Source organism: Mycobacterium sp., from assembly GCF_019247635.1.
Classification (GTDB): Bacteria; Actinomycetota; Actinomycetes; order Mycobacteriales; family Mycobacteriaceae; genus Mycobacterium.
In genome coordinates this window covers 15,859-39,035 of record NZ_JAFBAR010000025.1, presented here as the reverse complement: position 1 = coordinate 39,035, position 23,177 = coordinate 15,859, and the positions used below count along the sequence as shown (strand labels likewise).

Annotated in this window: 22 protein-coding genes; 8 read left to right on the top strand and 14 right to left on the bottom strand. The window is 65.6% G+C overall.

Features of this window, described 5'->3' with window-relative positions; all coding sequences use genetic code 11:
* The coding region (locus JO236_RS04435; protein ID WP_293325302.1) for a M18 family aminopeptidase at positions 1-1,112 on the bottom strand (1,112 nt) is incomplete at its 3' end.
* Between the two features lie 236 nt (positions 1,113-1,348).
* On the opposite strand from JO236_RS04435, the gene JO236_RS04430 reads away from it, so the two are divergent.
* Together JO236_RS04430 and JO236_RS04425 are read left to right on the top strand one after the other, a co-directional pair.
* Positions 1,349-2,380, top strand: coding sequence for a Dyp-type peroxidase (locus JO236_RS04430; RefSeq protein ID WP_293325299.1), 1,032 nt, complete (start codon positions 1,349-1,351; stop codon positions 2,378-2,380).
* Positions 2,377-3,174, top strand: a complete 798-nt coding sequence (locus JO236_RS04425; protein ID WP_293325296.1) for a family 1 encapsulin nanocompartment shell protein — start codon at positions 2,377-2,379, stop codon at positions 3,172-3,174. The genes JO236_RS04430 and JO236_RS04425 overlap by 4 nt, the downstream gene beginning before the upstream one ends.
* Before the next feature lie 26 nt (positions 3,175-3,200).
* Here the strand turns inward: JO236_RS04425 and JO236_RS04420 are convergent, their stop codons facing one another.
* Both JO236_RS04420 and JO236_RS04415 read right to left on the bottom strand, forming a co-directional pair.
* Positions 3,201-4,274, bottom strand: coding sequence for a YihY/virulence factor BrkB family protein (locus JO236_RS04420; RefSeq protein ID WP_416362153.1), 1,074 nt, complete (start codon positions 4,272-4,274; stop codon positions 3,201-3,203).
* 72 nt (positions 4,275-4,346) lie between these two features.
* Positions 4,347-4,769 carry a VOC family protein gene (locus JO236_RS04415; RefSeq protein WP_293325293.1) on the bottom strand — a complete coding sequence of 141 codons (423 nt, stop codon included), beginning with the start codon at positions 4,767-4,769 and terminating at the stop codon, positions 4,347-4,349.
* A 236-nt stretch (positions 4,770-5,005) separates the two neighbouring features.
* On the opposite strand from JO236_RS04415, the gene JO236_RS04410 reads away from it, so the two are divergent.
* Positions 5,006-5,491, top strand: coding sequence for a hypothetical protein (locus JO236_RS04410; protein WP_293325290.1), 486 nt, complete (start codon positions 5,006-5,008; stop codon positions 5,489-5,491).
* Here the strand turns inward: JO236_RS04410 and JO236_RS04405 are convergent.
* The gene (locus JO236_RS04405; protein ID WP_293325288.1) at positions 5,488-6,576 is read right to left on the bottom strand and encodes an NAD-dependent epimerase/dehydratase family protein; all 1,089 of its coding nucleotides are present in this window, start codon (positions 6,574-6,576) and stop codon (positions 5,488-5,490) included. The genes JO236_RS04410 and JO236_RS04405 overlap by 4 nt on opposite strands.
* Positions 6,577-6,713: 137 nt before the next feature.
* Between JO236_RS04405 and JO236_RS04400 the strand changes: the two genes are divergently transcribed.
* Positions 6,714-7,517, top strand: coding sequence for a lysophospholipid acyltransferase family protein (locus JO236_RS04400; RefSeq protein ID WP_293325286.1), 804 nt, complete (start codon positions 6,714-6,716; stop codon positions 7,515-7,517).
* Between the two features lie 31 nt (positions 7,518-7,548).
* On the opposite strand, the gene purQ is transcribed toward JO236_RS04400, so the two are convergent.
* The 3 genes from purQ to JO236_RS04385 all read right to left on the bottom strand — a co-directional run bounded on the left by purQ (position 7,549) and on the right by JO236_RS04385 (position 10,411).
* A complete protein-coding gene (gene purQ, locus JO236_RS04395) occupies positions 7,549-8,226 on the bottom strand; it encodes a phosphoribosylformylglycinamidine synthase subunit PurQ (RefSeq protein ID WP_293325284.1) in 678 nt (225 codons plus the stop codon).
* Entirely contained in the window at positions 8,223-8,462 is a 240-nt protein-coding gene (gene purS, locus JO236_RS04390; RefSeq protein ID WP_293325281.1) for a phosphoribosylformylglycinamidine synthase subunit PurS, read from the bottom strand. The genes purQ and purS overlap by 4 nt, the downstream gene beginning before the upstream one ends.
* 89 nt (positions 8,463-8,551) lie before the next feature.
* Positions 8,552-10,411: a fatty acyl-AMP ligase gene (locus JO236_RS04385; RefSeq protein ID WP_293325278.1), complete on the bottom strand. Its 1,860-nt coding sequence runs from the start codon at positions 10,409-10,411 to the stop codon at positions 8,552-8,554.
* A gap of 157 nt (positions 10,412-10,568) precedes the next feature.
* Between JO236_RS04385 and JO236_RS04380 the strand changes: the two genes are divergently transcribed.
* A complete protein-coding gene (locus JO236_RS04380) occupies positions 10,569-11,207 on the top strand; it encodes an MBL fold metallo-hydrolase (RefSeq protein ID WP_293325275.1) in 639 nt (212 codons plus the stop codon).
* Positions 11,208-11,289: 82 nt separating this feature from the next.
* Here the strand turns inward: JO236_RS04380 and JO236_RS04375 are convergent, their stop codons facing one another.
* Both JO236_RS04375 and JO236_RS04370 read right to left on the bottom strand, forming a co-directional pair.
* On the bottom strand, positions 11,290-12,957 hold the full coding sequence (locus JO236_RS04375; RefSeq protein ID WP_293325273.1) for an FAD-binding dehydrogenase: 1,668 nt from the start codon (positions 12,955-12,957) through the stop codon (positions 11,290-11,292).
* A 36-nt stretch (positions 12,958-12,993) separates the two neighbouring features.
* Entirely contained in the window at positions 12,994-13,698 is a 705-nt protein-coding gene (locus JO236_RS04370) for a DUF2334 domain-containing protein (protein ID WP_293325270.1), read from the bottom strand.
* Between the two features lie 148 nt (positions 13,699-13,846).
* Between JO236_RS04370 and JO236_RS04365 the strand changes: the two genes are divergently transcribed.
* The gene (locus tag JO236_RS04365; protein ID WP_293325242.1) at positions 13,847-15,484 is read left to right on the top strand and encodes a DHA2 family efflux MFS transporter permease subunit; all 1,638 of its coding nucleotides are present in this window, start codon (positions 13,847-13,849) and stop codon (positions 15,482-15,484) included.
* Here the strand turns inward: JO236_RS04365 and JO236_RS04360 are convergent.
* Positions 15,470-16,033, bottom strand: a complete 564-nt coding sequence (locus JO236_RS04360) for a TetR/AcrR family transcriptional regulator (protein WP_293325239.1) — start codon at positions 16,031-16,033, stop codon at positions 15,470-15,472. The two genes, JO236_RS04365 and JO236_RS04360, sit on opposite strands and share 15 nt — an antisense overlap.
* 89 nt (positions 16,034-16,122) lie before the next feature.
* Between JO236_RS04360 and JO236_RS04355 the strand changes: the two genes are divergently transcribed.
* Entirely contained in the window at positions 16,123-16,569 is a 447-nt protein-coding gene (locus JO236_RS04355) for a DoxX family protein (protein WP_293325237.1), read from the top strand.
* Here the strand turns inward: JO236_RS04355 and JO236_RS04350 are convergent.
* The gene (locus tag JO236_RS04350; protein ID WP_293325234.1) at positions 16,498-18,642 is read right to left on the bottom strand and encodes a S9 family peptidase; all 2,145 of its coding nucleotides are present in this window, start codon (positions 18,640-18,642) and stop codon (positions 16,498-16,500) included. The two genes, JO236_RS04355 and JO236_RS04350, sit on opposite strands and share 72 nt — an antisense overlap.
* Complete coding sequence (locus JO236_RS04345) at positions 18,639-19,532, bottom strand: phosphoribosylaminoimidazolesuccinocarboxamide synthase (RefSeq protein WP_293325231.1); 894 nt, start codon at positions 19,530-19,532, stop codon at positions 18,639-18,641. Before JO236_RS04345 ends, JO236_RS04350 begins: the two co-directional genes overlap by 4 nt.
* A 52-nt stretch (positions 19,533-19,584) precedes the next feature.
* Between JO236_RS04345 and JO236_RS04340 the strand changes: the two genes are divergently transcribed.
* A complete protein-coding gene (locus tag JO236_RS04340; protein WP_293325229.1) occupies positions 19,585-20,199 on the top strand; it encodes a hypothetical protein in 615 nt (204 codons plus the stop codon).
* Between the two features lie 196 nt (positions 20,200-20,395).
* Here the strand turns inward: JO236_RS04340 and JO236_RS04335 are convergent, their stop codons facing one another.
* Together JO236_RS04335 and purB are read right to left on the bottom strand one after the other, a co-directional pair.
* A complete protein-coding gene (locus JO236_RS04335) occupies positions 20,396-21,640 on the bottom strand; it encodes a cytochrome P450 (RefSeq protein ID WP_293325226.1) in 1,245 nt (414 codons plus the stop codon).
* Positions 21,637-23,055 carry an adenylosuccinate lyase gene (purB, locus tag JO236_RS04330; RefSeq protein WP_293325224.1) on the bottom strand — a complete coding sequence of 473 codons (1,419 nt, stop codon included), beginning with the start codon at positions 23,053-23,055 and terminating at the stop codon, positions 21,637-21,639. The genes JO236_RS04335 and purB overlap by 4 nt, the downstream gene beginning before the upstream one ends.
* Between the last annotated feature and the right edge of the window lie 122 nt (positions 23,056-23,177).

Here is a 23,177-nt window from a genome sequence, read left to right as displayed (position 1 = left end):
CCGCAGGGCAGGTCGGCGCGGTGCTCGTAACGCTGCAGGGCGACCCCGGCCTGCCGGCAGGCCAGTTCGAAGGCCGCCGCGGTGCGTCCGTCGGTGGCGTAGCGCAGGTTGGGGTGCACCTTGAGCACGGGCCCGCCGTTGACCTCGATCAGGTGACTGGGCTCGTGCCGCTCCGGGTAGTTGGGGTGCGTGGCGTGCGCCATGTCCGCCGAGGCGAGCAGCGACACGGGCAGCCGCCGCAGGAAGTCTTCCCGGCTGCCGCCGGCGGCGAGCACGATGCGTTCCAGCACCGTGCCCAGCAGGTCGGACTGCGCGCCGTGATCGGAGGTGGAGCCGACCTCCTCGTGGTCGAAGAGCACCAAAACCGGCAGCACGGCGGTCGGCGTCCCGGCCGGTTCCGAGGCCAGCAACGCCTCCAGCCCAGCATAACAACTGGCCTGATTGTCCAGCCGGGGCGCGCTGAGCAGCGCAGCGTCGGCGCCGATCATTCGCGACGGGGTCAGGTCGTGCGTCATCAGGTCGGCGGCCAGCACGTCGGCCGGCGCCACCCCGGCCCGTTCGGCGACGTACCCCACGAAGGAGCCGGCCTGGGAGCCGACACCCCACACGGCGTTGAGGTGACGCTGCGGATCCAACGTCAGCGACTTGCGATCCTCGGCAAGGTGGATGGCCAGTTGCGGGACCCGCAGAATCGGCTCGTCGATCCGCACCAGCCGATCGCTGACCCCGTCCCCGTCCCGCAGCGACAGGCGCCCGCTGATGCCCAGGTCGCGGTCCAGCCAGGAGTTCAGCCACGCTCCTCCGTAAGGCTCCAGCGACACCACCCGCCAACCGATGACCGCACGGTCCGGATGCTGCTTGACCCGCAGGTTCGGACTGTCGGTGTGCGCACCGACAATCCGGAAAGCGCCGTCCGGCCTCTCGCCGTTCCAGGCCACAAGCGAGCCCGAGCGGACGGTGAAGTATCGGCCCGGGCGGGCCGGCCAGCGGTCGGCTTCGGCGAGTTCGGTGTATTCGGCGTCGAGCAGCCGACGGGCCACCGTCGCGCAGACATGAAACGGCGACGGCGATGCGTCGATGAAATCTGAGAGGCCCACTGCGCTGGCCGACATGTCCATCATCATGGCTCGCGGCAACCACGATGTTCACGCCAGGGTTGGGTGGCTCGGATTGCGCGGCTCCTCACTCGCGCCGCTTCCGGCGCTCGCCGTCGCCACGCTGGGCCGGACTGCGCGGCTCCTCACTCGCGCCGCTTCCGGCGCTCGCCGTCGCCACGCTAGGCCGGACTGCGCGGCTCCTCACTCGCGCCGCTTCCGGCGCTCGCCGTCGCCACGCTAGGGTCGGCAGAGTGCCGCCAGTTCAGCCACAACCCATCCTCGCGCCGCTGACGCCGGCAGCGATCTTTCTCGTGGCCACAATCGACGACGGCGGCGAAGCGATCGTCCACGACGCACTGGCCGACATCTCGGGGCTGGTGCGCGCCATCGGCTTCCGCGATCCGAACAAACGCTTGTCGGCGATCGCCTCGATCGGTTCCGACGCCTGGGACAGGTTGTTTGATGGGCCGCGCCCCGCTGAGCTGCATACGTTCATCGAGTTGGAAGGTCCGCGGCACGCCGCGCGGGCCACACCAGGCGACCTGCTGTTGCACATTCGCGCCGAGACCATGGACGTATGTTTCGAATTGGCCGGCCGCATCCTCAACTCGATGGCCGGTGCGGTCACCGTGGTCGACGAGGTGCACGGATTCCGCTTCTTCGACAACCGCGACCTGCTGGGCTTTGTCGACGGTACCGAAAATCCGGACGGCCCAATTGCGGTGAGCGCCACAACGATCGGCGACGAGGACCCCGAGTTCGCCGGGGGCTGTTACGTGCACGTGCAAAAGTACGTGCACGACATGGGGTCGTGGGATTCGCTGCCGGTCCCCCAGCAGGAACGCGTGATAGGCCGGAGCAAGCTGGAAGACATCGAAATGGACGACGACGTGAAGCCGTCCAACTCGCACATAGCGCTCAACGTCATCACCGATGACGACGGTAACGAGCTGAAGATCGTGCGGCACAACATGCCGTTCGGTGAACTGGGCAGGGGCGAGTACGGTACGTACTTCATCGGCTATTCGCGTACCCCTACGGTCACAGAACAGATGCTGCGCAACATGTTCCTCGGCGATCCGCCCGGCAACACCGACCGGATTCTGGATTTCTCGACGGCGCTGACCGGCGGCCTGTTCTTCTGCCCGACCGTCGACTTCCTCGACGATCCACCGCCGCTGCCCGAGCAACCCGCGTCAGCGCCGGAGGTCGCTCCGGTCGTGGTTCACACCAAAGTTCAAGGCTCACTTGCGATCGGCAGCCTGAAAGGAAACCCGCCATGAACAACTTGTACCGCGATCTGGCACCGGTCACCGAAGAGGCCTGGACCGAAATCGAATTGGAGGCCACACGGACCTTCAAACGCCATATCGCCGGCCGGCGGGTGGTTGACGTCAGCGAACCCGGCGGCCCGGTCACCGCGGCGGTCAGCACTGGGCGGCTTGTCGACGTCAAAGCGCCCACCGACGGTGTGGTCGCCCACCTGCGGGCGAGTAAACCACTTGTCCGACTTCGGGTTCCGTTCACGCTCGCCCGCGAGGAAATTGACAACGTCGAGCGCGGCTCCCAGGACTCCGACTGGGACCCGGTCAAAGACGCCGCCAAGAAACTGGCGTTCGTCGAGGACCGCGCCATCTTCGAGGGTTACGCCGCTGCCTCGATCGAGGGCATCCGCGCCACCAGCTCCAACAAGCCACTGACGCTGCCCGATGACCCGCGCGAAATCCCCGACATCATTACGCAGGCGTTGACCGAACTGCGGCTGGCCGGCGTCGACGGTCCGTATTCGGTGCTGCTGTCCGCCGAGGTCTACACCAGGGTAAGCGAGACCACCGAGCACGGCTATCCCATCCTCGAACACATCAACCGACTGGTCAACGGAGACATCATCTGGGCGCCGGCCATCGACGGCGCATTCGTATTGACCACGCGCGGCGGCGATTTCGACTTGCAGCTGGGTACCGATGTCTCGATCGGCTACACCAGCCATGACGCCGACAGTGTGCAGCTGTATCTACAGGAGACACTGACGTTCCTGTGCTACACCGCCGAGGCATCGGTCGCGCTCAAGCCCTAAAGGTCTAGCACCCGGTGGTCACGCGCCTACCCGTGTCGGCCTCGGGTGCGGCGCAGCCGCCGCCCCCGGCGAATGTCCTTTTCTTCGGCGGCTTGATTCTTTTCGACTACGCGCGTGTCTTTGGGTGGCAGTTGCAATTCCCGTTCCGCGACGATCCCGGCTTGCAGTTGTCGCCCGCGTTCAAGTTCGGAGTCGAGTTCAGCGCCGAACAACAGGGCCAGGTTGGTTATCCAGAGCCACAACAGGAACACAATGACGCCGGCCAGCGCGCCGTAGGTCTTGTTGTAGCTGCCAAAGTGGCTTACATACACGCCGAATCCGGCCGAAGCCAGCGCCCATACCGCGATCGCAACCAGCGCCCCGACGCTGACCCACCGGAATTTCGGCTGCCGTACGTTAGGGGTGACGTAGTAGAGGATCGCCACCGTCAGCGAGACGAGCACCAGGATCACGGGCCACTTGCCGACTGTCCACACCGTCTGATCGGCATCGGACAAACCGAGTGCATTGCCGACGGCCCGGGTAAACGGGCCGCTGATCGCGAGCATCAAAGCCACGGCCGCGGCGAACACCAACCCCGCCAATGTCAGCACCAATTGCAGGGGGCGCAATTTCCAGACGGGACGTCCTTCCGCGATTTCGTAAATGCGATTCATCGCGCGGCCGAACGCCCCGACGTATCCCGACGCCGACCACAACGCCCCCAGCGCGCTGAAGATCAGCGTCAAACCTGCCGACGGGTTCTCAACGACCTGCTCGAGGGGCTGGCGCAACGTGTCGATCGCCGAGGCCGGGGCAAGACCGGCCGCCGCCTCCATCAAGGCGTTGGTCGTGCGCCGCCCCTGACCCAACACGCCGAGCAGCGACACCATCACCAGTAGCGCCGGAAAGACTGACAGCATCGCGTAATACGTCAGCGCGGCGGCCAGGTCGGTGCACTGATCGTTGCTGAATTCGCGCGCGGTCTTCCTCAGAACGAATAGCCATGCAGCCCTGGTTAATTCACCAGGAGAACCCGGTTTGCTGGGGTCGTCCGGATCGGGCGCCCGTTTCCTCTCCTCGGTGAGCGCATCATTTGTTTCGGCTTGGGCCATACTCATCGGTTCCCGCTAACCGAGAAATCCACACACGGCGGCGCGCTGCGGCACGCGCGGATCAGCAGCAGGCGAGCGTCAACCTGCCGGCACCATATCCGCGGGATACACCGCAATCTCGATGAGATTGCCGTCGATGTCCCGGCAGTAGTGCGAGGTCATCGAACCCAGCGCACCGGCCTTGGTGACCGGGCCCGCGGTGATCTCGACACCGCATCCGGCTAGGTGGGCGCGCACCTCGTGCGGGGTAGCGCGGGTGACGAAGCACAAGTCCTCCGACCCGGCCGCCTCCACGGACCCGGTGACCCAGTCCGGCTCGTCGGTCTGCGCACCCACGGGTCGCAGGTTGATTTTCTGATTCCCGAAACACAGGGCGGTCCTGCTGGACGGGCCGAACGTCTGCCGCGTCATGCCCAGCACCCGCTCGTACCACGACGCGGTGGCCTCCACGTCACGGCAGTTCACGACGATATGGTCAAACCGCTCCACCGCGATTCCCATGTCAGCCCTCCCGAGTCAGTTGCGTCGCCAACGCGGCCGCGACCACGTGGCTACGCATTGGTCAAACGGTTGATGGGCCAAAGTCATTCGATACCACAGTAACCCCGCAGGACCTGCGTCAGCGCCTCGCGCGCACCGCACCGATAGCGGAGCTCAGCCAATTCTCAACAGATTCTTCGGCGCCACTTTTCCTGGCTCCAAGGTTTCATATAGGGGCGGGCCTCAGCATGTATCCCATGACCAAGATATTGGGGCCGCTGGGCGGACCGTCCGGTGAGCCCCTTTGCACCAGCCTGATCGAACGCTACCTGCGTTCGCGCGGACGACGCTACTTCCGCGGCCAACACGACGGCGAATACTTCTTTCTCGCCGACGTCGAGCCCCGACGGCTGCACGTGCATCTCGAAATCTCGCGCGCGCATCCCGACGTGTTCACGATTCGGGTCACCCCCGCGTGTTTCTTCCCGGCGGCCAACCGCGCCCTGCTGTCGCACTTCGCCGACGCGTGGAACAGGCAGGACCGCGCGGTCATCGCGATCGTGCACGGGTCCTCGGATCCGGGGCGCATCGGTGTCGCGGCACTACGGCCCCAATGGCTCGCACAGCAGGTCAGCTTCGAGGATTTCGCCTCCTTCGTGGACCGAACCCTGGAAGCCGCGGTCGATCTCTTCGCCGAATTGACCGCGCTGACCACGCGGCCGTTGCTGCGCGTTGTGGGCTAACTGGTTGCAAGCCAACTGATGTCAGGCAGGGGCTCGCCCACGTTGGCGCGGATCGCAGCCCACGGGTCGGCGTAGCAACCCGGGGCATCCCGGTAGGCGGCTCGCCCTTTGAGGAAGCGCCGGGCGATGGGCGCCATGAGCTTCAACGGGTAGCGTCGCCACCCGGCGGCCGCGCTCATCTCCGCGAGAATGTCCGGCCAGGAATGGTGTTGGAAGTTCAGCACCTGCTGTGCGTGGCGGGTGTCCATCCAGTCGGTGACGAACCAGTCCTCGTCGCTGTCGGGGTCGCCCGGCCGCCCCACCGGCAACACGTCTTGCAGGCCCATGGCCGCCGCTAGCGCCTTACCGACCTCGCCCTGCCGTAGATGGTGTGTCTCGTCACCGCCGATCAGCAAGACCTCACCGACGACCTGGGCACTGGGGGCAGTGGCGGCGGCGGCGAACGCGGCGGCCACGTCGCGGACGTCGACGCTGTGCATGCGGCCGTCCGTCGGTAGCGCGCTTTCAAAGACCAGCGCCTCGACACTGAAGGGCATCGCCCCTGGCTCAACGCTCATTACTCCGGCGAGGCGCAGGATCACCCATTCCAGACTCGAGGATCGCACGTGGTGTTCGGCCTCGGCTTTGTGCGCGCCGTAAAGATCCGACGGCCGCAACGGTGTGTCCGCCGTCAACAGCTCGTGGTGCCGATACGGGTTGCGAGCGCCGTGCACCGCGTTGCTCGAGGCCTGAATGAAACGCACCCGTGGGATTCGTGACTCCGCGGCGCGCAGCAGCGACGCGGTCGCGTCGACATTCACGCGCCGGGCGAGTGCGGCGTTGCGGTAGAGCACCGGCGGGATCACTGCCGCCAGGTGGATGATCACCGTCGGCGAGGTCTCGGCGAGGAGGTGGTCCACCTGGTCGGGGTCGGTCAGGTCTGCCCAGCGCGCCTCGACGCCGGCGGGCAGGACGCGGGCCGCCTTGCGCTGCGCATCGGTGCCCAGGTCGGTGGCGACCACGCAATGTCCGTCGGCCGCCAACCGGCGCACGGTCTGCGAGCCCACTAGACCGAAACCGCCTGTGACAAGAACCTTTTCAGCCATTTTCACTCCCGGATTCACACTTGGGCCGATGGTTAGGCAAAAGTGGATATGACATTCTCTTTATCCGAGAGTAGCATCTTCTCTACAGATGTAGAGGCAATGAGGCCGACATCACACCACAGCATGAAGGGCTAGCCATGGCGGGTGACGCGGCGCAGCCGGAGATGACCAAGTGGGATCCGGCTTTCACCGAGCAGGTCAAGAACGCGGTGGGGCCGGTGGTCAACCGCTGGTTCCGCGCTGAGGTACGAAACCTGCACAACGTCCCGCAAGTGGGTGGGGCGCTGGTGGTGTCCAACCACTCCGGCGGGATCTTCACCCCGGACGTATTGATCTTCTCGGTGGCCTTCTATGACGCCTTCGGTTACGACCGCCCCGTCTACACCTTGGCTCACGACGGCGTGTTCATGGGGCCGTTGAACGGCTGGCTGCACCGCCTCGGCGTCATCGGTGCCAGTCGGGAAAACGCGGCCCAAGCGCTGCATTCGGGTGCCGTGGTGCTGGTGTTCCCCGGCGGCGACTACGACTCGTACCGTCCCACGCTGACCGCCAACACCGTCGACTTCAACGGTCGCACCGGCTACGTCCGCACCGCCATCCAAGCCGGCGTGCCGATCGTGCCCACCGTGTCGATCGGGGCCCAGGAGACTCAGCTCTTTCTGACCCGCGGCAACTGGCTGGCCCGCAGGCTGGGGCTGACCAGGGCGCGGATGGACATTCTGCCGATCAGCTTCGGGTTCCCGTTCGGCTTCAGTGTGATCTTCCCGCCGAACCTTCCGCTGCCGGCCAAGATCGTCACCGAGGTGCTCGAGCCGATCGACGTCGCCGCGACGTTCGGCGAGCATCCCGACATCGCGGAAGTCGATGCCCATGTGCGCTCGGTGATGCAGAGCGCACTCAAGCGCCTGGCCAGCAAACGTCGCCTCCCCATTCTGGGCTGAGTTTGCCAAAACCCCTAGGGGATAAGTGCTTTCAGCTGTGCGTTAGGACGGCGTCCAGCGCCGAATAGAACAGCCCGAGACCGTCGTCGGAGGGGCCCGTCAACGCTTCGATGGCATGCTCGGGATGCGGCATCAGCCCGACGACACGGCCGTTGGCCGAGCTTATGCCGGCGATGTCACGCTGCGAGCCGTTGGGATTGTCGTGGTAGCGGAATACCACTCGGCCTTCCCCCTCCAGTTCGTCGAGCACTTCCTTGGCGGCAACGTAGCGGCCCTCACCGGATTTCAGCGGTACCAGCAGGTCGGCGTCGGGCTCGAAGCGCGTTGTCCACGCGGTCGAGTTGGACGCCACCCGTAACCACACATCGCGACAGACGAAGTGCAGACCCCCGTTGCGGGTCAGGGCGCCGGGTAGCAGCCTGGTCTCGCAGAGCACCTGAAATCCGTTGCAAATCCCCAATATCGGCAGGCCGCGGCTCGCGGCGGCGACCACTTCGCCCATCACCGGGGCGAACCTGGCTATCGCCCCGGCCCGCAGGTAGTCGCCGTAGGAAAATCCGCCGGGCACGATCACAGCATCGACGCCCTTGAGGTCGGCGTCTGCATGCCACAGGCTCACCGCCTCCGCCCCGACACGCCGCACCGCGCGCGCGGCGTCCGCGTCGTCGAGACTGCCGGGAAAGGTGATGACGCCGATGCGGGTCGTCACTGCGCTTCCCTGCTGATCGTCCAATCCTCGATCACGGTGTTCGCCAGCAGCGACTCCGCAATCTCGGCAAGCTGCGAGTCATCAACGGTGTCGTCCACTTCGAGCTCAAACCTCTTGCCCTGACGCACATCTGAGATTCCTGGATGTCCGAGCCGGCCCAGCGCGCCGACGATCGCCTGGCCCTGCGGGTCGAGAATCTCTGCTTTGGGCATGACATGCACGAACACCCGGGCCACGCGCTCCTCCTCAGGTCCGACCGATCGTCGCCAACTCTACCGGCGGTAGTGCCGCATCAAGCCTCAGGACGACCCGGCGACGACCCGGTTTATCGCATCAATCCCCCGGCGAGGTACTCGGCACGGCAGGCATTGCGTGCGAGTTTTCCGCTGGTGGTGCGGGGGATGGTGCCCGCGGCAACCAGCCGAACGTCGGCAACCCGGACCTGATGCTCGCGTGAGATCGCTGCCCGGACCACCGCGACGACCGGGGCCGGATCCGCGCGCCCGACACCCGCGGCGCGTTCGGCGACCACGACGAGTTGCTCCGCGGCACCGCCGTCCGGCAAGCCAAGCGCTTCGGCCGGTACGGAGAACGCGGCGACATAACCGGTCCGGATGGCGGGCGATGCCTCACTGACGGTGGTCTCGATGTCATGGGGGTAGTGGTTACGACCGTCGATGATGATGAGGTCCTTGATCCGTCCGGTCAGGTACAGCTGGCCGTCGAGGTATATCCCGAGATCACCGGTGGCCAGCCAGCAGCCGTTGTCTGGGGCGCCCTCGGCGTGGCTGCCCGTCTCGAGCCGGGACTGCAGCTTGTTGCCGAATGTGCGTTGTGACTCTTCCTCGCGTCCGAAGTACCCGCGGCCGATGTTGTTGCCGTGCAACCAGATTTCCCCGACGGTACCGTCCGGCACCTCGGCTCCGTCCGGGCTGGTGATCACCGCCCGGAGGTCCTGGATCGGCTTGCCGCAGGTGACGTAGGGAACCGCGCCTTCGGTATCCGGCGCGACCACCACCGCGCGCCCCGCCGCGAGCTGAACACGATCGAGGTATACGGCGCTGGCTCCCGCATCCTGCTCGATGGTGGCCACCCCCAGCGTCGCCTCTGCCATCCCATAGGAGGGTTTGACGGCCGTCGCCGGCAGGCCGTAGGGAGCGAACGCGTTGGTGAACTTCTCGATGGCCGACATCGTCACGGGTTCGGAGCCGTTGAGCAGGCACACGACGTTTGTCAGGTCGATCGCCTCTCCGTCGGGGGGGAGGCCTCGCTCGGCCGTTAGCTCGAAGGCGAAGTTCGGCGCGGCGGCAAACGTCCGCCCGGCGGTGGATTCCGTGCTCAGCCATTTGATCCACCGGAACGGCCGACGCAGGTAGGCCATCGGATCCAGCAGGGTGAGGTATCCGCCACCGCACAACGCCGGGAACATGAGCATGATCAATCCCATGTCGTGGTACAGCGGCAACCAGCTCACGCTGCGAATTCCCCGGTCCAGTCGGCCACGCAGGATCATCTGCAGCGCGTTGGTGCAGACGGCACGATGGGTGATCTCCACCCCGGCGGGTGTGCGCGTTGAACCCGACGTGTACTGCAGGTACGCAATGTCCTCGGTCTCGATCTCCACATCGCTGAACATCTCGGCCAGCGTCTCGGGAATTGCGTCGACAGCAATCATGCGCGGCCGCCCGGCCGCTGGCAGTGTCCGCACGAACTCGCGGACCGACTCGGCGGCCGCGGTGGTAGTGAGCAGTGCGACGGGCCGGGCATCGGCCAGTACCGCCGACAGCCTTTCGGCGTGGCCGGACAGCGTTGGGGCAAACAACGGGATGGCGATTCTTCCCGCATGTACGGCGCCGAAGAAGGCCGCGATGTACTCGACCCCCTGGGGCGCGACGATAGCCACCCGATCGCCCGGTTGCGTGACCTGCTGGAGGCGGGCGCCGATCGCGCGGACCAGCGTCCACAGTCCCTTCCAGGTGAGGTCGACGACACGGCCGTCCTGGTCTTTTGCGTAGTCGATGAAGCGGTATGACAGACGGTCACCGAACGCGGCGGTGTTCTGGGCGAAAAACGAAGTCAGCGTCACGCCGTCCGGTAACGCGATGGTGCCGTCGGCCAGCACATAGTCATTTATGTCGGCCACTGCCGCCTCAGCGGCGCTAGTTGACGGGGGTACCTGACCCATGCGCAAAAGAATAAAAGCCGCTCTTATTTTTCCGCGCATCAGGTTGGTGTGACGGTCGTCACAGTTTCGCCACGAAGTGGTCGACATCACATTAAGGCGCGCTTCGGCCGGATTGGCACGCGGTTCAGAGTACCCACGTCCGGGCACAATCGTGGGCATGCAACTCGCGCATTTCGGCCATTCGTGCTTACTCGCTGAGTTCGGCCAAACCAGCCTGCTCTTCGACCCCGGGACGTTCGCGCACGGGTTCGAGGGCATTACCGGCCTGTCCGCGATCGTGATCACCCACCAGCACCCGGACCACGTGGACGCGGCGCGCCTGCCGGCACTGATCCATGCAAACCCGGACGCCGCGCTGTACGCCGACCCGCAAACGGCCGCGCAGCTGGGCCCGCCGTGCCAGGCGGTGCACGTCGGTGACGAGCTGACGGTCGGGAAGCTCACCATCCGCGCCCTGGGGGGCCGGCACGCGGTTATCCATCCGGAAATACCGGTGATCGACAACATTTCGTATCTGGTGGACGACGGCGACCACCGGGCCAGGCTGATGCATCCGGGCGACGCTCTGTTCGTCCCCGACGAGCCGGTGGACGTCCTGGCCACGCCGGCGGCGGCTCCGTGGATGAAAATCTCGGAGGCCGTTGACTACTTGCGAGCGGTGGCCCCGGCGCGCGCGGTGCCCATTCATCAGGGGATCGTGGCGCCCGAGGCCAGGGGCATCTACTACGGGCGGCTGACCGAGATGACCAGCACCGACTTCCAGGTACTCCCCGAAGAAAGCGCGGTCACGTTCTAGCGCACCCTTTCCGGCGGCGAGCAGACGCAAAAGCACCTCATTTCGGCACGAAATGGGTGCTTTTGCGTCTGCTCGGCCACACCTAGGTGATGTCGTCGGCGGCCCCGCGGCCGGCGGCCCGGCCGGAGAAGATGCAGCCACCCAGGAACGTGCCCTCCAAGGCGCGGTAACCGTGTACACCGCCACCGCCGAATCCCGCCACCTCGCCGGCCGCATACAGTCCGTTAAGCGGGATGCCGTCTGCCTTCAGCACGCGTCCCGCGAGGTCAGTCTCTATGCCGCCCAACGTCTTTCGGGTCAGGATATGCAGCTTGACCGCAATCATCGGACCGGCCTTCGGATCGGCCAGGCGGTGCGGCGCCACCACCCGGCCCAGCCGGTCGCCCAGGTAGCCCCGGGCAGCGCGGATCGCGGTGATCTGACCATCTTTGGTGAACTTGTTGGCCACTTCGCGATCGCGCGCGGTCACCTCGGCCTCCACCGTCGCGAAGTCGAGGGGCAGCACGTCGGGAACCTTGTTCATGGCAGTGACCAACTCGCGCAACGAATCTGCGCTGACGAAGTCGACACCGCGGTCGACGAAGGCCTGTACCGGTCCCGGCGGTCCCGAACTCGCCCGGTTGCGCAGTAATTGGCGAATGCTCTGTCCGGTCAGGTCGGGGTTCTGCTCCTGACCGGAGAGTGCGAATTCCTTCTCGATGATCTTGGCGTTCAACACAAACCAGGTGTAGTCGGACCCGGACTTGGTGATGTACTCCAGGGTGCCCAGCGTGTCGAAGCCCGGGAACAGCGGTACTGGCAAGCGCTTGCCGGTGGCATCCAGCCACAGCGACGACGGGCCGGGAATGATCCGGATTCCGTGTAGCGGCCAGATCGGATCGTAGTTGGTGATCCCTTCCGTGTAGTGCCACATGCGGTCCGGGTTGATTACCCGCGCACCCACGCGTTGGGAAATCTCGATCATCCTGCCGTCGACATGGGCCGGCACCCCGCTCAGCAATTGCCCCGGCACAGGGCCCATCCGCGTGGGCCAGTTCTTGCGCACCAGGTCGTGATTGCCACCGATGCCGCCACTGGTCACGATCACCGCAGATGCACGAAACTCGAATTGCCCCACCGTATTTCGTGACGACACCACACCGCGCGGTGCCGCCGACGGCTCCAGCACAGTACCTCGCACGCCGATTACCACATCACCTTCGACGATCAGCTCGTCCACCCGGTGCCGGTGCGCGAAGCGCACCGACGAGCGGTCCCGTAGCTGGCGCGCGAAGATGTCGACCAGGGCGGGTCCGGTGCCCCAGGTGATGTGAAAGCGGGGCACCGAATTGCCATGGCCTTGGGCGGTGTAGCCGCCGCGTTCGGCCCAACCCACCAACGGAAATAGCTTCAGCCCGCGGGCACGCAGCCAGCTGCGCTTTTCGCCGGCGGCAAAATCGACGTAAGCATGTGCCCATTGGCGCGGCCAGTAATCCTCGGGCCGATCGAACGCGGCCGTCCCCAGCCAATCCTGCAGGGCGAGTTCGTGGCTGTCGTGGATGCCCATACGGCGCTGTTCGGGACTGTCGACAAAAAAGAGCCCACCGAACGACCAGAATGCCTGGCCACCGAGATTGGCGCTGTTCTCTTGTTCGACGAGCAGCACCCGCTTGCCGCGGTCCACCAGCTCGCAGGCGGCGACCAGGCCGGCCAACCCCGCTCCGACGATGATCGCGTCAGCCTCGAAATCCGCGGCCGAAGAATCGCTCATGCCATAACAGCGTAGGGGGCCCCGGACGGCGGGTGGTCAGGCAGCGTCGAGAACGGCCCTGTCCGGCCGCCACCGATACACCGTCGGCGTGCAACCGTGCATGGAAGCCAGGTCAACGGCGTCCAGCACCGCCTGCAACGGTCCCGGCTTGCGCAACTGCCGTCCGGCGACAGCGATGCGCACGATGCCGTCGCGACGGGCGATCCGGTCGGCCGACAGCACCACCATGCGGCACCACCACGGCTCCGTCAGGAAACCTTCGCCGATACCGAGCACCCTGGTCCGGACGGTGGAATGCCGGACCAGGTCGGTGATGCCATGCAGATCGGCCAGCAACCGAAACCCGTTGTTGGGCAGTGCCTTAACAGCACCGGGCGAAACGGTCCAGCCCGGCGCCGCGAACAGCCGGGTACGCAGCCCGAGGTGCTCGAGCACTCGATCAGCCGCCTTCAGGCGCAGGTTGGCCTCGTGGGCGCGCAGTATCGCGAATTCGCCGCGCCGCTTCTTGGTGGCGGCGTCGTCAAAACCGTGCAGCACGATCGCGTCACCCCGGGCCCGCCGGTCGGTCAGCCACTCGACGGTGCGCGGATCGCGGTCGAGCCGGTAGTCACCGGACAGACGCGGCGCCACCAGGAGCGACACCGGCACTGAGCGCGCGTCCATCTGCGCGCAGAAGTCGTCGACGCCGGCAAGGGTGCGCTCCCCTATCCCCGAGACCGAGACGATCAATTTTCCAGACACACCCGCAGTTTGCCGAGCTCAAGTGTCGGGACGGTGAAGGACACGCAGACGCCAGGCATCTATCAAACCCGGTAGAGGCCGCTTCGACGAAAGCGGATTCCGGGCTCGCTGGCAGGGTGCAGGGTCGTTCGCTGCAATCCGCCTCGATATGCTTAGGTCCACTATGGAGAAGGCCCGCTCCGGGGCAGCCGACGCGCCGCCCACCGCCCCCGCCGGGCCGCCCGGCGCCGACGAACACGACTATCCCGACAAGCTGGACGCGGCGCTCTTTCGAGTGGCCGGCGTATGCATCCTGGCCACGGTGATGGCGATCCTCGACGTCACGGTCGTCAGCGTCGCGCAACGCACGTTCATCGCCGAATTCGGCTCTTCCCAGGCCGTCGTGGGATGGACCATGACCGGCTACACCCTCGCCCTGGCCACGGTGATCCCGTTAACGGGATGGGCGGCTGACAGATTCGGCACCAAACGGCTGTTCATGGGTTCCGTGTTCGCCTTCATGCTCGGCTCGCTGATGTGCGCACTGGCGTCAAATATCCTGCAGCTCATCACGTTTCGCATCGTGCAGGGCATCGGCGGCGGCATGCTGATGCCGTTGGGGTTCATCATCCTGACCCGCGAGGCCGGCCCCAAACGGCTCGGCCGGCTGATGTCGATCCTGAGCATTCCCATGTTGCTCGCGCCTATTTGTGGACCTATCGTGGGCGGCTGGCTCATCGACACCTCCAGCTGGAGGTGGATCTTCCTGATCAACCTGCCGATCGGGCTCCTCACCCTCGCCCTCGCGGCCGCCGTGTTCGCGCGGGATCATCCGGCGCGATCGGAAACCTTCGACGTCATCGGCTGTCTGCTGCTCTCGCCCGGCCTGGCGACGTTCCTGTTCGCCGTGTCCTCCATCCCGGGCCGCGGGACCGTGGCCGATCGCCACGTGTTGATCCCGGCGACCATCGGCCTGGTGTTGATCGCCGCGTTCGCCGTGCACGCGTGGCATCGCGCCGATCACCCCTTGATCGACCTGCGACTGTTCGGCAACCCGGTGATCACCCAGGCCAACGTGACGATGCTGGTGTTCGCCACCGCCTTTTTCGGCGCCGGCCTGCTGCTCCCGAGCTACTTCCAGCAAGTGCTGCACCACACGCCGATGCAGGCCGGCGTGCACATGATCCCGCAGGGACTCGGTGCGATGCTGACCATGCGGCTCACCGGACCGTTGGTGGATAGGCGCGGGCCGGGGAAGATCGTGCTGGTCGGCATCGCGCTGATCACCGCCGGCCTGGGTACTTTCGCCGTCGGTGTCGCAAGGCAAGCCGATTATGGACCCACACTGCTCGTCGGGCTTGCGATCACGGGCCTGGGCATGGGTTGCACGATGATGCCATTGTCCGTGGCATCCGTACAGGCGCTGGCCCCGCACCAAATCGCCCGCGGCACAACTCTGATGAGCGTCAGTCATCAGGTGGGCGGCTCGATGGGGACCGCGATGATGTCGATGATCCTGACCAACCAGTTCAATCGGAGCGAAAGCATCACCGCGGCAAACAAAATCGCGCTGCTGCAACAACAGGCCGCCGCGACCGGGATCCCGGTCGACCCGTCGGCGATACCTCGGCTGTCACTCACCCCGGCGTTCTCCGGCAGCTTGCTGCACGATCTTTCACGCGCCTACACAACGGTGTTCGTGATCGCGGTGGTGCTGGTACTGTTCACCTTCATTCCCGCGTCGTTTCTGCCGAAGAAACCGGCCAGCGAAACAGCCGGCGGTGCGGCGCATTTACCCCTCGAATAGAAGTTTCGCTATGCGCATGACGGTCTCTTTCGGATCAGCCTGTCTAACTTGATCATTGACCGCATCATTGAGCCACAGTGTCGAAAATCCGTGTACCAGAGACCATGCCGCCAGCTGCGCACCGGCGGGGTCGGCGCGTGCGTTGGGATCCCGCAGCGTGGCCACCCCTCGAGCGAGCTCCGCGCTGGAGGCGGCTTCGGCGGCGGCCAGTTCGGCGTCCGACGGGTCGAGCAGCGACCGGTTGAACATCACCTGATAATGGCCGGGGTGCTCGATGGCGAAGCGCACATAGGCCAGCGCCGCGTCGGCGAATTGCGGACGAGACGCGACGAGCGCGGCGGCCAGCAGCTGAAATCCCTCGGTGGCCAGAGCGGTGAACAGGCCGCGCCGATCGATGAAATGGTGCGCCGGAGCCGCATGCGACACGCCCGCGCCGCGGGCTAACTCGCGCAGGGACACCTGGTCCGCGCCACGCTCGGCCACCAATCGCGCGGCTTCGGTCAGGATGACGGCCCGCAGGTCGCCGTGATGGTAGCTCGGACGGCTCACCGCGCAAGCATATCGCGGCAAACTTGACAGTGACTAAATCCGCGCCTACGGTGAGGCTGATCTTGTCACTGTCTAGATTAGGGGTTCACGTGGCGCCGTTGATTACTCTGCTGGCTGGCACCGTCGCCGCCCGGATCGCTGGCTGGCTGGGCGCCGGCTACGCCGACACCTGGGCCGCGGCCGTCGCCATCGGTCTGGCATCGATGTTCGCCCTGACCGGGGTCGCGCACTTCGCGCCACCCATGCGCCGCGACCTCATTGCGATCGTGCCGCCCCAGTTGCGCGCACCCGGTCTGCTGGTCACCGTCACCGGCGTGGCGGAACTGCTGGGCGCGATCGGCCTGTTGCTGCCCACCACCCGGGTGGCAGCAGCGGCGTGCCTGCTGGCGCTGATGCTGGCCATGTTTCCGGCCAACGTCTACGCCAGCCGGATGCCCAATCCGCCCACGTCGATGTCGACGCGGTTATCCGTGCGCACCGCCATCGAGGCTGTCTTCCTGCTCGCTGGCGCCCTGGTCGCACTTGGCGGCGGCTAGCAGCCACGCATAGTAGAACGCGACTTCCGCCCACGCCTTGTACCGGCCGCTGACGCCACCGTGCCCGGCCTCCATCTCGGTCTTCAATAGCACCGGATTATCGTCAGTCTTGGTGTGCCGCAAGGCCGCAACCCATTTGGCCGGCTCTACGTAGTAGACCCTGGTGTCGTTCAGCGAAGTCATCGCCAGGATTGGCGGATAATGCTTGGCCGCCACGTTCTCGTAGGGAGAATATGACTTCATGTATGCGTAGACATCGCTGTCTTGCAACGGGTTTCCCCATTCCTCCCACTCCGTGACGGTGAGCGGCAACGACGGATCCAGGATGGTGGTCAGCGCATCGACGAACGGGACCACCGCAAGTATTCCGGCAAAGAGATCCGGTGCCATGTTGGCTACCGCGCCGACCAGCAGTCCGCCGGCGCTGCCGCCGTAGGCCACCATTTCCTGTGGTCGAGTCACGCCGGAGTCCACTAAATACCTTGCCACCGAGATGAAGTCGGTAAAGGTGTTTTTCTTCTCCAGCAACTTGCCGTGCTCATACCACAGCCGGCCCATCTCACCGCCGCCACGGACATGGGCAACGACGTACACCATGCCGCGGTCGAGTAGGGACAACCGTGGAATGGAAAAGCTAGGATCCGAGCAGGCCTCATAAGCGCCATATCCGTAAAGCAGTGCCGGCGCCGGGAATTCGACATCGGCGCGGTGCACGATCGATACCGGGATCTGGGTGCCGTCGTCGGCAACCGCCCAGTCGCGCCGTTCGACGTAGTCGGTGGATCGGAAGTCGCCCAGCACGGGGTGTTCCCGCAGCAAGGTACGTTCGCCGGTGGGCAGGTCCAAATCGTAGATCCGCGGCGGGGTAACGAACGACGTTGCCCTGATCCGCAATTTGGGCGAATCCCAATTCAGGTTGGGTCCGAGGCCGGCCGACATCAGCTCTGAGTCGAACGAGATTTCCTCAGGGACGCCGTACCCACCGTCGAGAGCGATGGGCCACAGCTGGATTCGGGGCAGCGCCGCACGCCGGTAGCTGACCACCAGATGGTTGGCGAAGGTTGTCATGCCGTCAAGCCGGACGTCGTCACGGTGTGCGATCAGGGTGCGCTGCCGTGTTGGATCGTCGACCGGGGCATCCACCAGGGTGAAGTTCACCGCGCCGTCGTTGTGCAGGATGACGAAGCGGTTTTCTCCGCCCACGACGGCGTGTGCCACCGAGTACTCGACACCCTCACGCCGCGGCAGCACCACGTTGAATTGGGCATTCGGGTCGTTCGAGTCGGCGTAGCGGTATTCGGACGTGAGGCTCGAGCCCGCGGCAATGAAGATGTATGCCTCGCTGCGGGAGGACCATACATTGATGAAGAACCGCTCGTCGGCTTCGCGATACACCTGCTCGGCTTCCTCGCCCGAACCCAAACGATGGCGCCACACCGTATCGGGACGGTGGGCCGCATCGAGGGTCACGTAATACACCGTGCGGTTGTCCGCGGCCCAAGTGGCTCCCGCGCCGATGCCATCGATCTGGTCCGGGTATAACTCTCCGGTGCGTAAGTCCTTGAACCGCAGGTTGTATCGCTCGTCACCGGAGACGTCGAAAGAGTACGCGAGCAGATTGCCGTCCGGGCTGACGCTGGCCGCGCCCAGGGCGAAGAAGTTGTGGCCCTCCGCCTCCGCGTTCGAGTCGAGCCAAACCTGCTCGCCGGGCACATCGGCGTCCTCGCTCAACTCTGGTGGGTTCCAGTCGTCGGGATCGGCTACCGGGCAACGACAGTGGGCAGCGTATTGTTTGCCCTCGAAGGTACGGCCGTAGTACCACCAGTTGCCTTCGCGAATCGGAACCGACATGTCGGTTTCCTTGGTGCGGGCCTTGATTTCATCAAAGATCTTCTGCCGCAATTGTTCTTGGTCAGCCGTGTGCTGATCGACATACTCGTTTTCGGCCTCGAGGTACGCAATGACATCGGGATTTTGCTTGTCACGCAACCACTCGTAAGGATCGTTGAACACGTCACCGTGGTGTTCCCGACGCGTGTCGACGCGCTTGGCTACCGGGGGCGTGCCCGTCATGTGCTGGCTCCGATCCAGTCGTCAAAGCGTAGACCGGAAATCCGTTCGTAGGCATCGATGTAACGGCCCCGGGTGGCGTCGATGATGTCGTCGGGCAGCGGCGGCGGGGGCTTCGTCCCGCCGCGATCCCACCCGGACGCTGGGCTGGTCAGCCAGTTGCGGACGAACTGTTTGTCAAAGCTCGTCTGGACCACGCCGGGTTTGTACTCGTCGGCTGGCCAGTATCGCGAGGAATCCGGGGTGAAGATCTCGTCGGCCAGCACGAGGTTGCCGTGGGGATCGGCGCCGAATTCGAACTTGGTGTCGGCGATGATGATTCCTTTCCTCAGCGCGTGATCGGCGGCCTGCACATAGATCTGAATCGTGCGGTCGCGCAGTTGATTTGCACGCACGGCGCCGACCATCTCGATGACCCGGGCAAACGGAATGTTCTCGTCATGGTCTCCCAGCGCGGCCTTGGTTGCGGGGGTGAACAGCGGCTCGGCGAACTTGCTGGCCTCGACCAAACCGGGAGGTAGCGGGATCCCGCAGAGCTGCCCGGTCGCCTGATAATCCAGCAATCCCGAGCCGGTCAGATAGCCCCGGGCCACACACTCCACCGGCATCATCTCTAGCTCGCGCACCACCAACGCACGGCCCAGCACTTCATCGGGTATCCGCGGGTCGTCCGGTGGTCCGGCCAGATGGTTGGGCGCCTCGACCAAGCCGAAGAAGAACACGCTCATCGCGGTCAAGATGCGTCCCTTGTCGGGGATGATGCTGTCCAGCACGTAGTCGTAGGCCGAGATTCGATCGCTGGCCACCAGCAGCAGGTGCTCGTCGTCGACGCGGTAGATCTCGCGGACTTTGCCGCTGGCCAAATGCTGGTAGTCGGACAAGGCGGGGCGCATCGGGTCAGCCTATCCGGCACGTTGACGGCGGCCCTGTGCTGGGATCGGCACTATGAGATCGCGGTTTTTGCCCTATTCCACCAGGCCCCTCCGACTGTTGACCCAACTGTTCAGCGATATCAGCGTCTCGCTGTGGACGACGGTATGGGTGTTCGTCGGCCTGGCCGTGCACAGCGCCATCGCGACGATCGGCGAGGCCGGCCGCCAACTCGAGAGCGGTTCGCAGGGAATCGCGGGCAATCTGGCGTCAGCGGGCCATAGCGCGCAGCGCATCCCGGTGGTCGGCGACGCGGTGAGCAAGCCCATCACCGCAGCGGCCGAGGCCGCCCTCGATATCGCTGGAGCGGGCCACAGCCTGGATAGCACGGCGAGTTGGCTCGCGGTGTTGCTTGCTCTGGCGGTCGCCTCGCCGCCGATTCTCGCGGTGACGATGCCATGGTTGTTTCTGCGGGTCCGGTTCTTCCGCCGCAAATGGGTTGTCACCGCGCTGGCGGCGACGCCAGCCGGGGAGCAGCTGTTGGCGCTGCGGGCCTTGGCAAACCGTGCGCCGGCTAAGTTGGCGAAGGTCAGCGCGGATCCGGTTGCCGCGTGGCGCCGCGAGGACCCGATAACCATGCGCTCGTTGGCCGCATTGGAGCTGCGCTCGGCCGGGATCAGGGTCCGCTGACGTTGGGCGCCGGGCGCCGGGCGCCGGGCGCTTGGGCGCCGAGATTGCCGTGAGGGCTGTTAATTAGCCCCCACCACGACCATGGCGGCAATCTCGATGCGAATTCACCCCTCGAGCGAGCCCACCCCGGCCGGGTGCGCCGCGGCGGGCAAGAATACGGCGGTTGGTAGGGCCCGGATACGGCGCTCCGGCAGTGTCATGACGGCGTGAATTCCACAACCAGGTGCCGAATGCCGGTATGCCGGTTGCTGCGTGTCCATTCGACGGGCTCGACCACTCGCACCGCGCCGAAGCGCGACAGCATCTCCTCGAACAACACCCGCAGCTCCAAGCGGGCCAGATTGGCGCCCAGGCAGTAGTGGATACCCTGCCCGAAACCTAAGTGCGGATTGGGCTTTCGGGTGATGTCGAACTCGTCGGCGCGATCGAACACATCGGCGTCGCGGTTGGCCGAGCCCTCCCAGATCTGCACCTTCTGCCCCGCCTCGATCGGTTGTCCACCGAGTGTGACGTCGCGAGTCGCGGTGCGCCGCTTGGACGGCGACGGCGACGTCCATCGGATCATCTCCTCGACCGCCGTCGGCAACAACTCGAAATCGCCACGCAGCCTTAGCCATTGCGTCGGATGGTCGGCCAGCGCCAGCAGACCGCCCGCGACCGCGTTACGCGTCGTCTCCGCCCCAGCGCTGAACAGCAGGCTGAAGAACAGGTATAGCTCAATATCGGACATGGCGGACGCATCCGGGTCGTCGAGCGTCGCATTCACCACGACCGACAACATGTCGTCGGTTGGTTGCACCCGCTTCGAGGCGATCAACTGCTGCCCGTACTCGTACATCCGCGACCCGGCCTCCGCAACCGAAATCTGCGACAATGCTGCCCTTCGCGCCCCTCCGAAATCGAACTGCGGCTCGATCGCCTCGAACAGCCAATGCCGTTCGGACTCCGGCACTCCCAGCAGGATGCAGATCATCTGCATCGGCAGTTCGGCGGCGACGTCGACCAGGAAGTCGAATGGCTCGCCGGGCACAACGGCATCCAGCAGCCGGCGCGCACGGGCACGCAGATCGTCCTCGACGCGGCGGATCATCCGCGGCGTCAGCCCGGAGCTCACCAACCGCCGGATCTGCGAATGCCGCGGGTCGTCCATCATGTTGAGCACCTGACCCGCGATGGCCAGGTCCTGCAACAGCGTGCCGCCGTACGCCCGCTCACCGCCGCTCACCGACGAGTAGGTCAGTGGATCACGCAGCACTTCAAGGGTTTCCGCGTACGTCGCTACGGACCAGAAGCCCTCGCCGTCGGGGGTATTCTCGGTCGGCTCATGCCAGTACACGGGCGCCTCGCGCCGATGGACCGCGAACAGCTGGTGCGGAAACCCATTGGCGAAGTTGTCCAGGTCGGTGAAGTCGATCCCGGAGACCGCGCCGGCGAGGGTCACAGGATCGCCCCGGGCGTGTACTTGGCGGCCTCCGGGTGCCGCGCCACCAACGCGTCCACTTCAGCGACCACCGCGTCGACCTGGTCGCCCGCCGCGCCGATGAAGGCCTTCTTGTCGGCCAGTGCGGCGTCCAGCGCCCCCCGGTCCAGTGGCAGCCGCTCGTCGGCGGCCAACCGGTCCAACAGGTCGGGCTCCGCGCCCCGTTCGCGCATGGCCAATGCCGTGGCCACCGCATGTTCGCGGATCACGTGGTGCGCCGACTCGCGACCCATGCCGGCCCGCACCGCCGCGATCAACACCTTCGTGGTGGCCAGGAACGGCAGGTAGCGATCCAACTCTCGCTGGATGACCGCCGGGTAGGCGCCGAACTCGTCGAGCACCGTCAGAAACGTCTCGATCTGTCCGTCGATGGCAAAGAAGCTGTCCGGCAACGCAACTCGACGCACCACCGAGCAGAACACGTCGCCCTCGTTCCACTGTGCGCCGGCCAGTTCGGCGGCCATGGACCCGTACCCGCGCAACACCACCTGCAGCCCGTTGACTCGTTCGCAGCTTCGAGTGTTCATCTTGTGTGGCATCGCCGACGAGCCGACCTGTCCCTCCGCGAAGCCCTCGGTGACCAGCTCGTGCCCGGCCATCAGCCGGATGGTGTGCGCCAGCGACGACGGCCCCGCCCCGAGCTGCACCAGCGCTGACACCACGTCGTGGTCCAGCGAACGCGGATACACCTGCCCGACGCTGATCAAAACGGTTGAGAAGCCCAAGAATTCGGTGACTCGCCGTTCCAATTGGGCGAGTTTGGTGCCGTCGCCGTCGAGCAGGTCGAGCATGTCCTGCGCGGTGCCCATCGGGCCCTTGATACCCCGCAGGGGGTAGCGGTCGATCAGCTCGCGCAGCCTGGTCAGCGCGGTCAGCGTCTCCTGAGCCGCGGAGGCGAACCGTTTGCCCAATGTGGTGGCCTGGGCGGCGACGTTGTGGCTGCGGCCGGCCATGACGAGGTCACGGTAGGCCACCGCCCGCTCGGCGAGCCGCGCGACCACCGCAATCCCGTGGGAGAAAACCAATTCCATCGACCGGCGGATCTGCAACTGCTCAACGTTCTCGGTCAGGTCGCGGCTGGTCATGCCCTTGTGCACGTGCTCGTGGCCGGCCAGCGCGTTGAATTCCTCGATGCGGGCCTTGACGTCGTGGCGCAGCACCCGTTCGCGGGCGGCGATCGAGGGCAGGTCGACGTCGTCGAGCACCCGTTCATAGTCGGGGATCGCTTCGGGCGGAACATCCACACCCAGCTCGGCCTGCGCGCGCAACACCGCGATCCACAGCCGCCGCTCGGCGACCACCTTGGCCTCCGGCGACCAGATGGCGACCATTTCGGCGCTGGCGTAGCGGTTGGCCAGCACGTTCGGAATGCTCACGAACACACAGCTTACGGCTGCGGCCCAGCACTGCCCGCCGATTTGATACTGCACTGGTGGCGAACTTTTCCGAGTGACCTGCACCCTCAGCGCAGAGTGAACGCCGCGAGAATCGCGCCCCA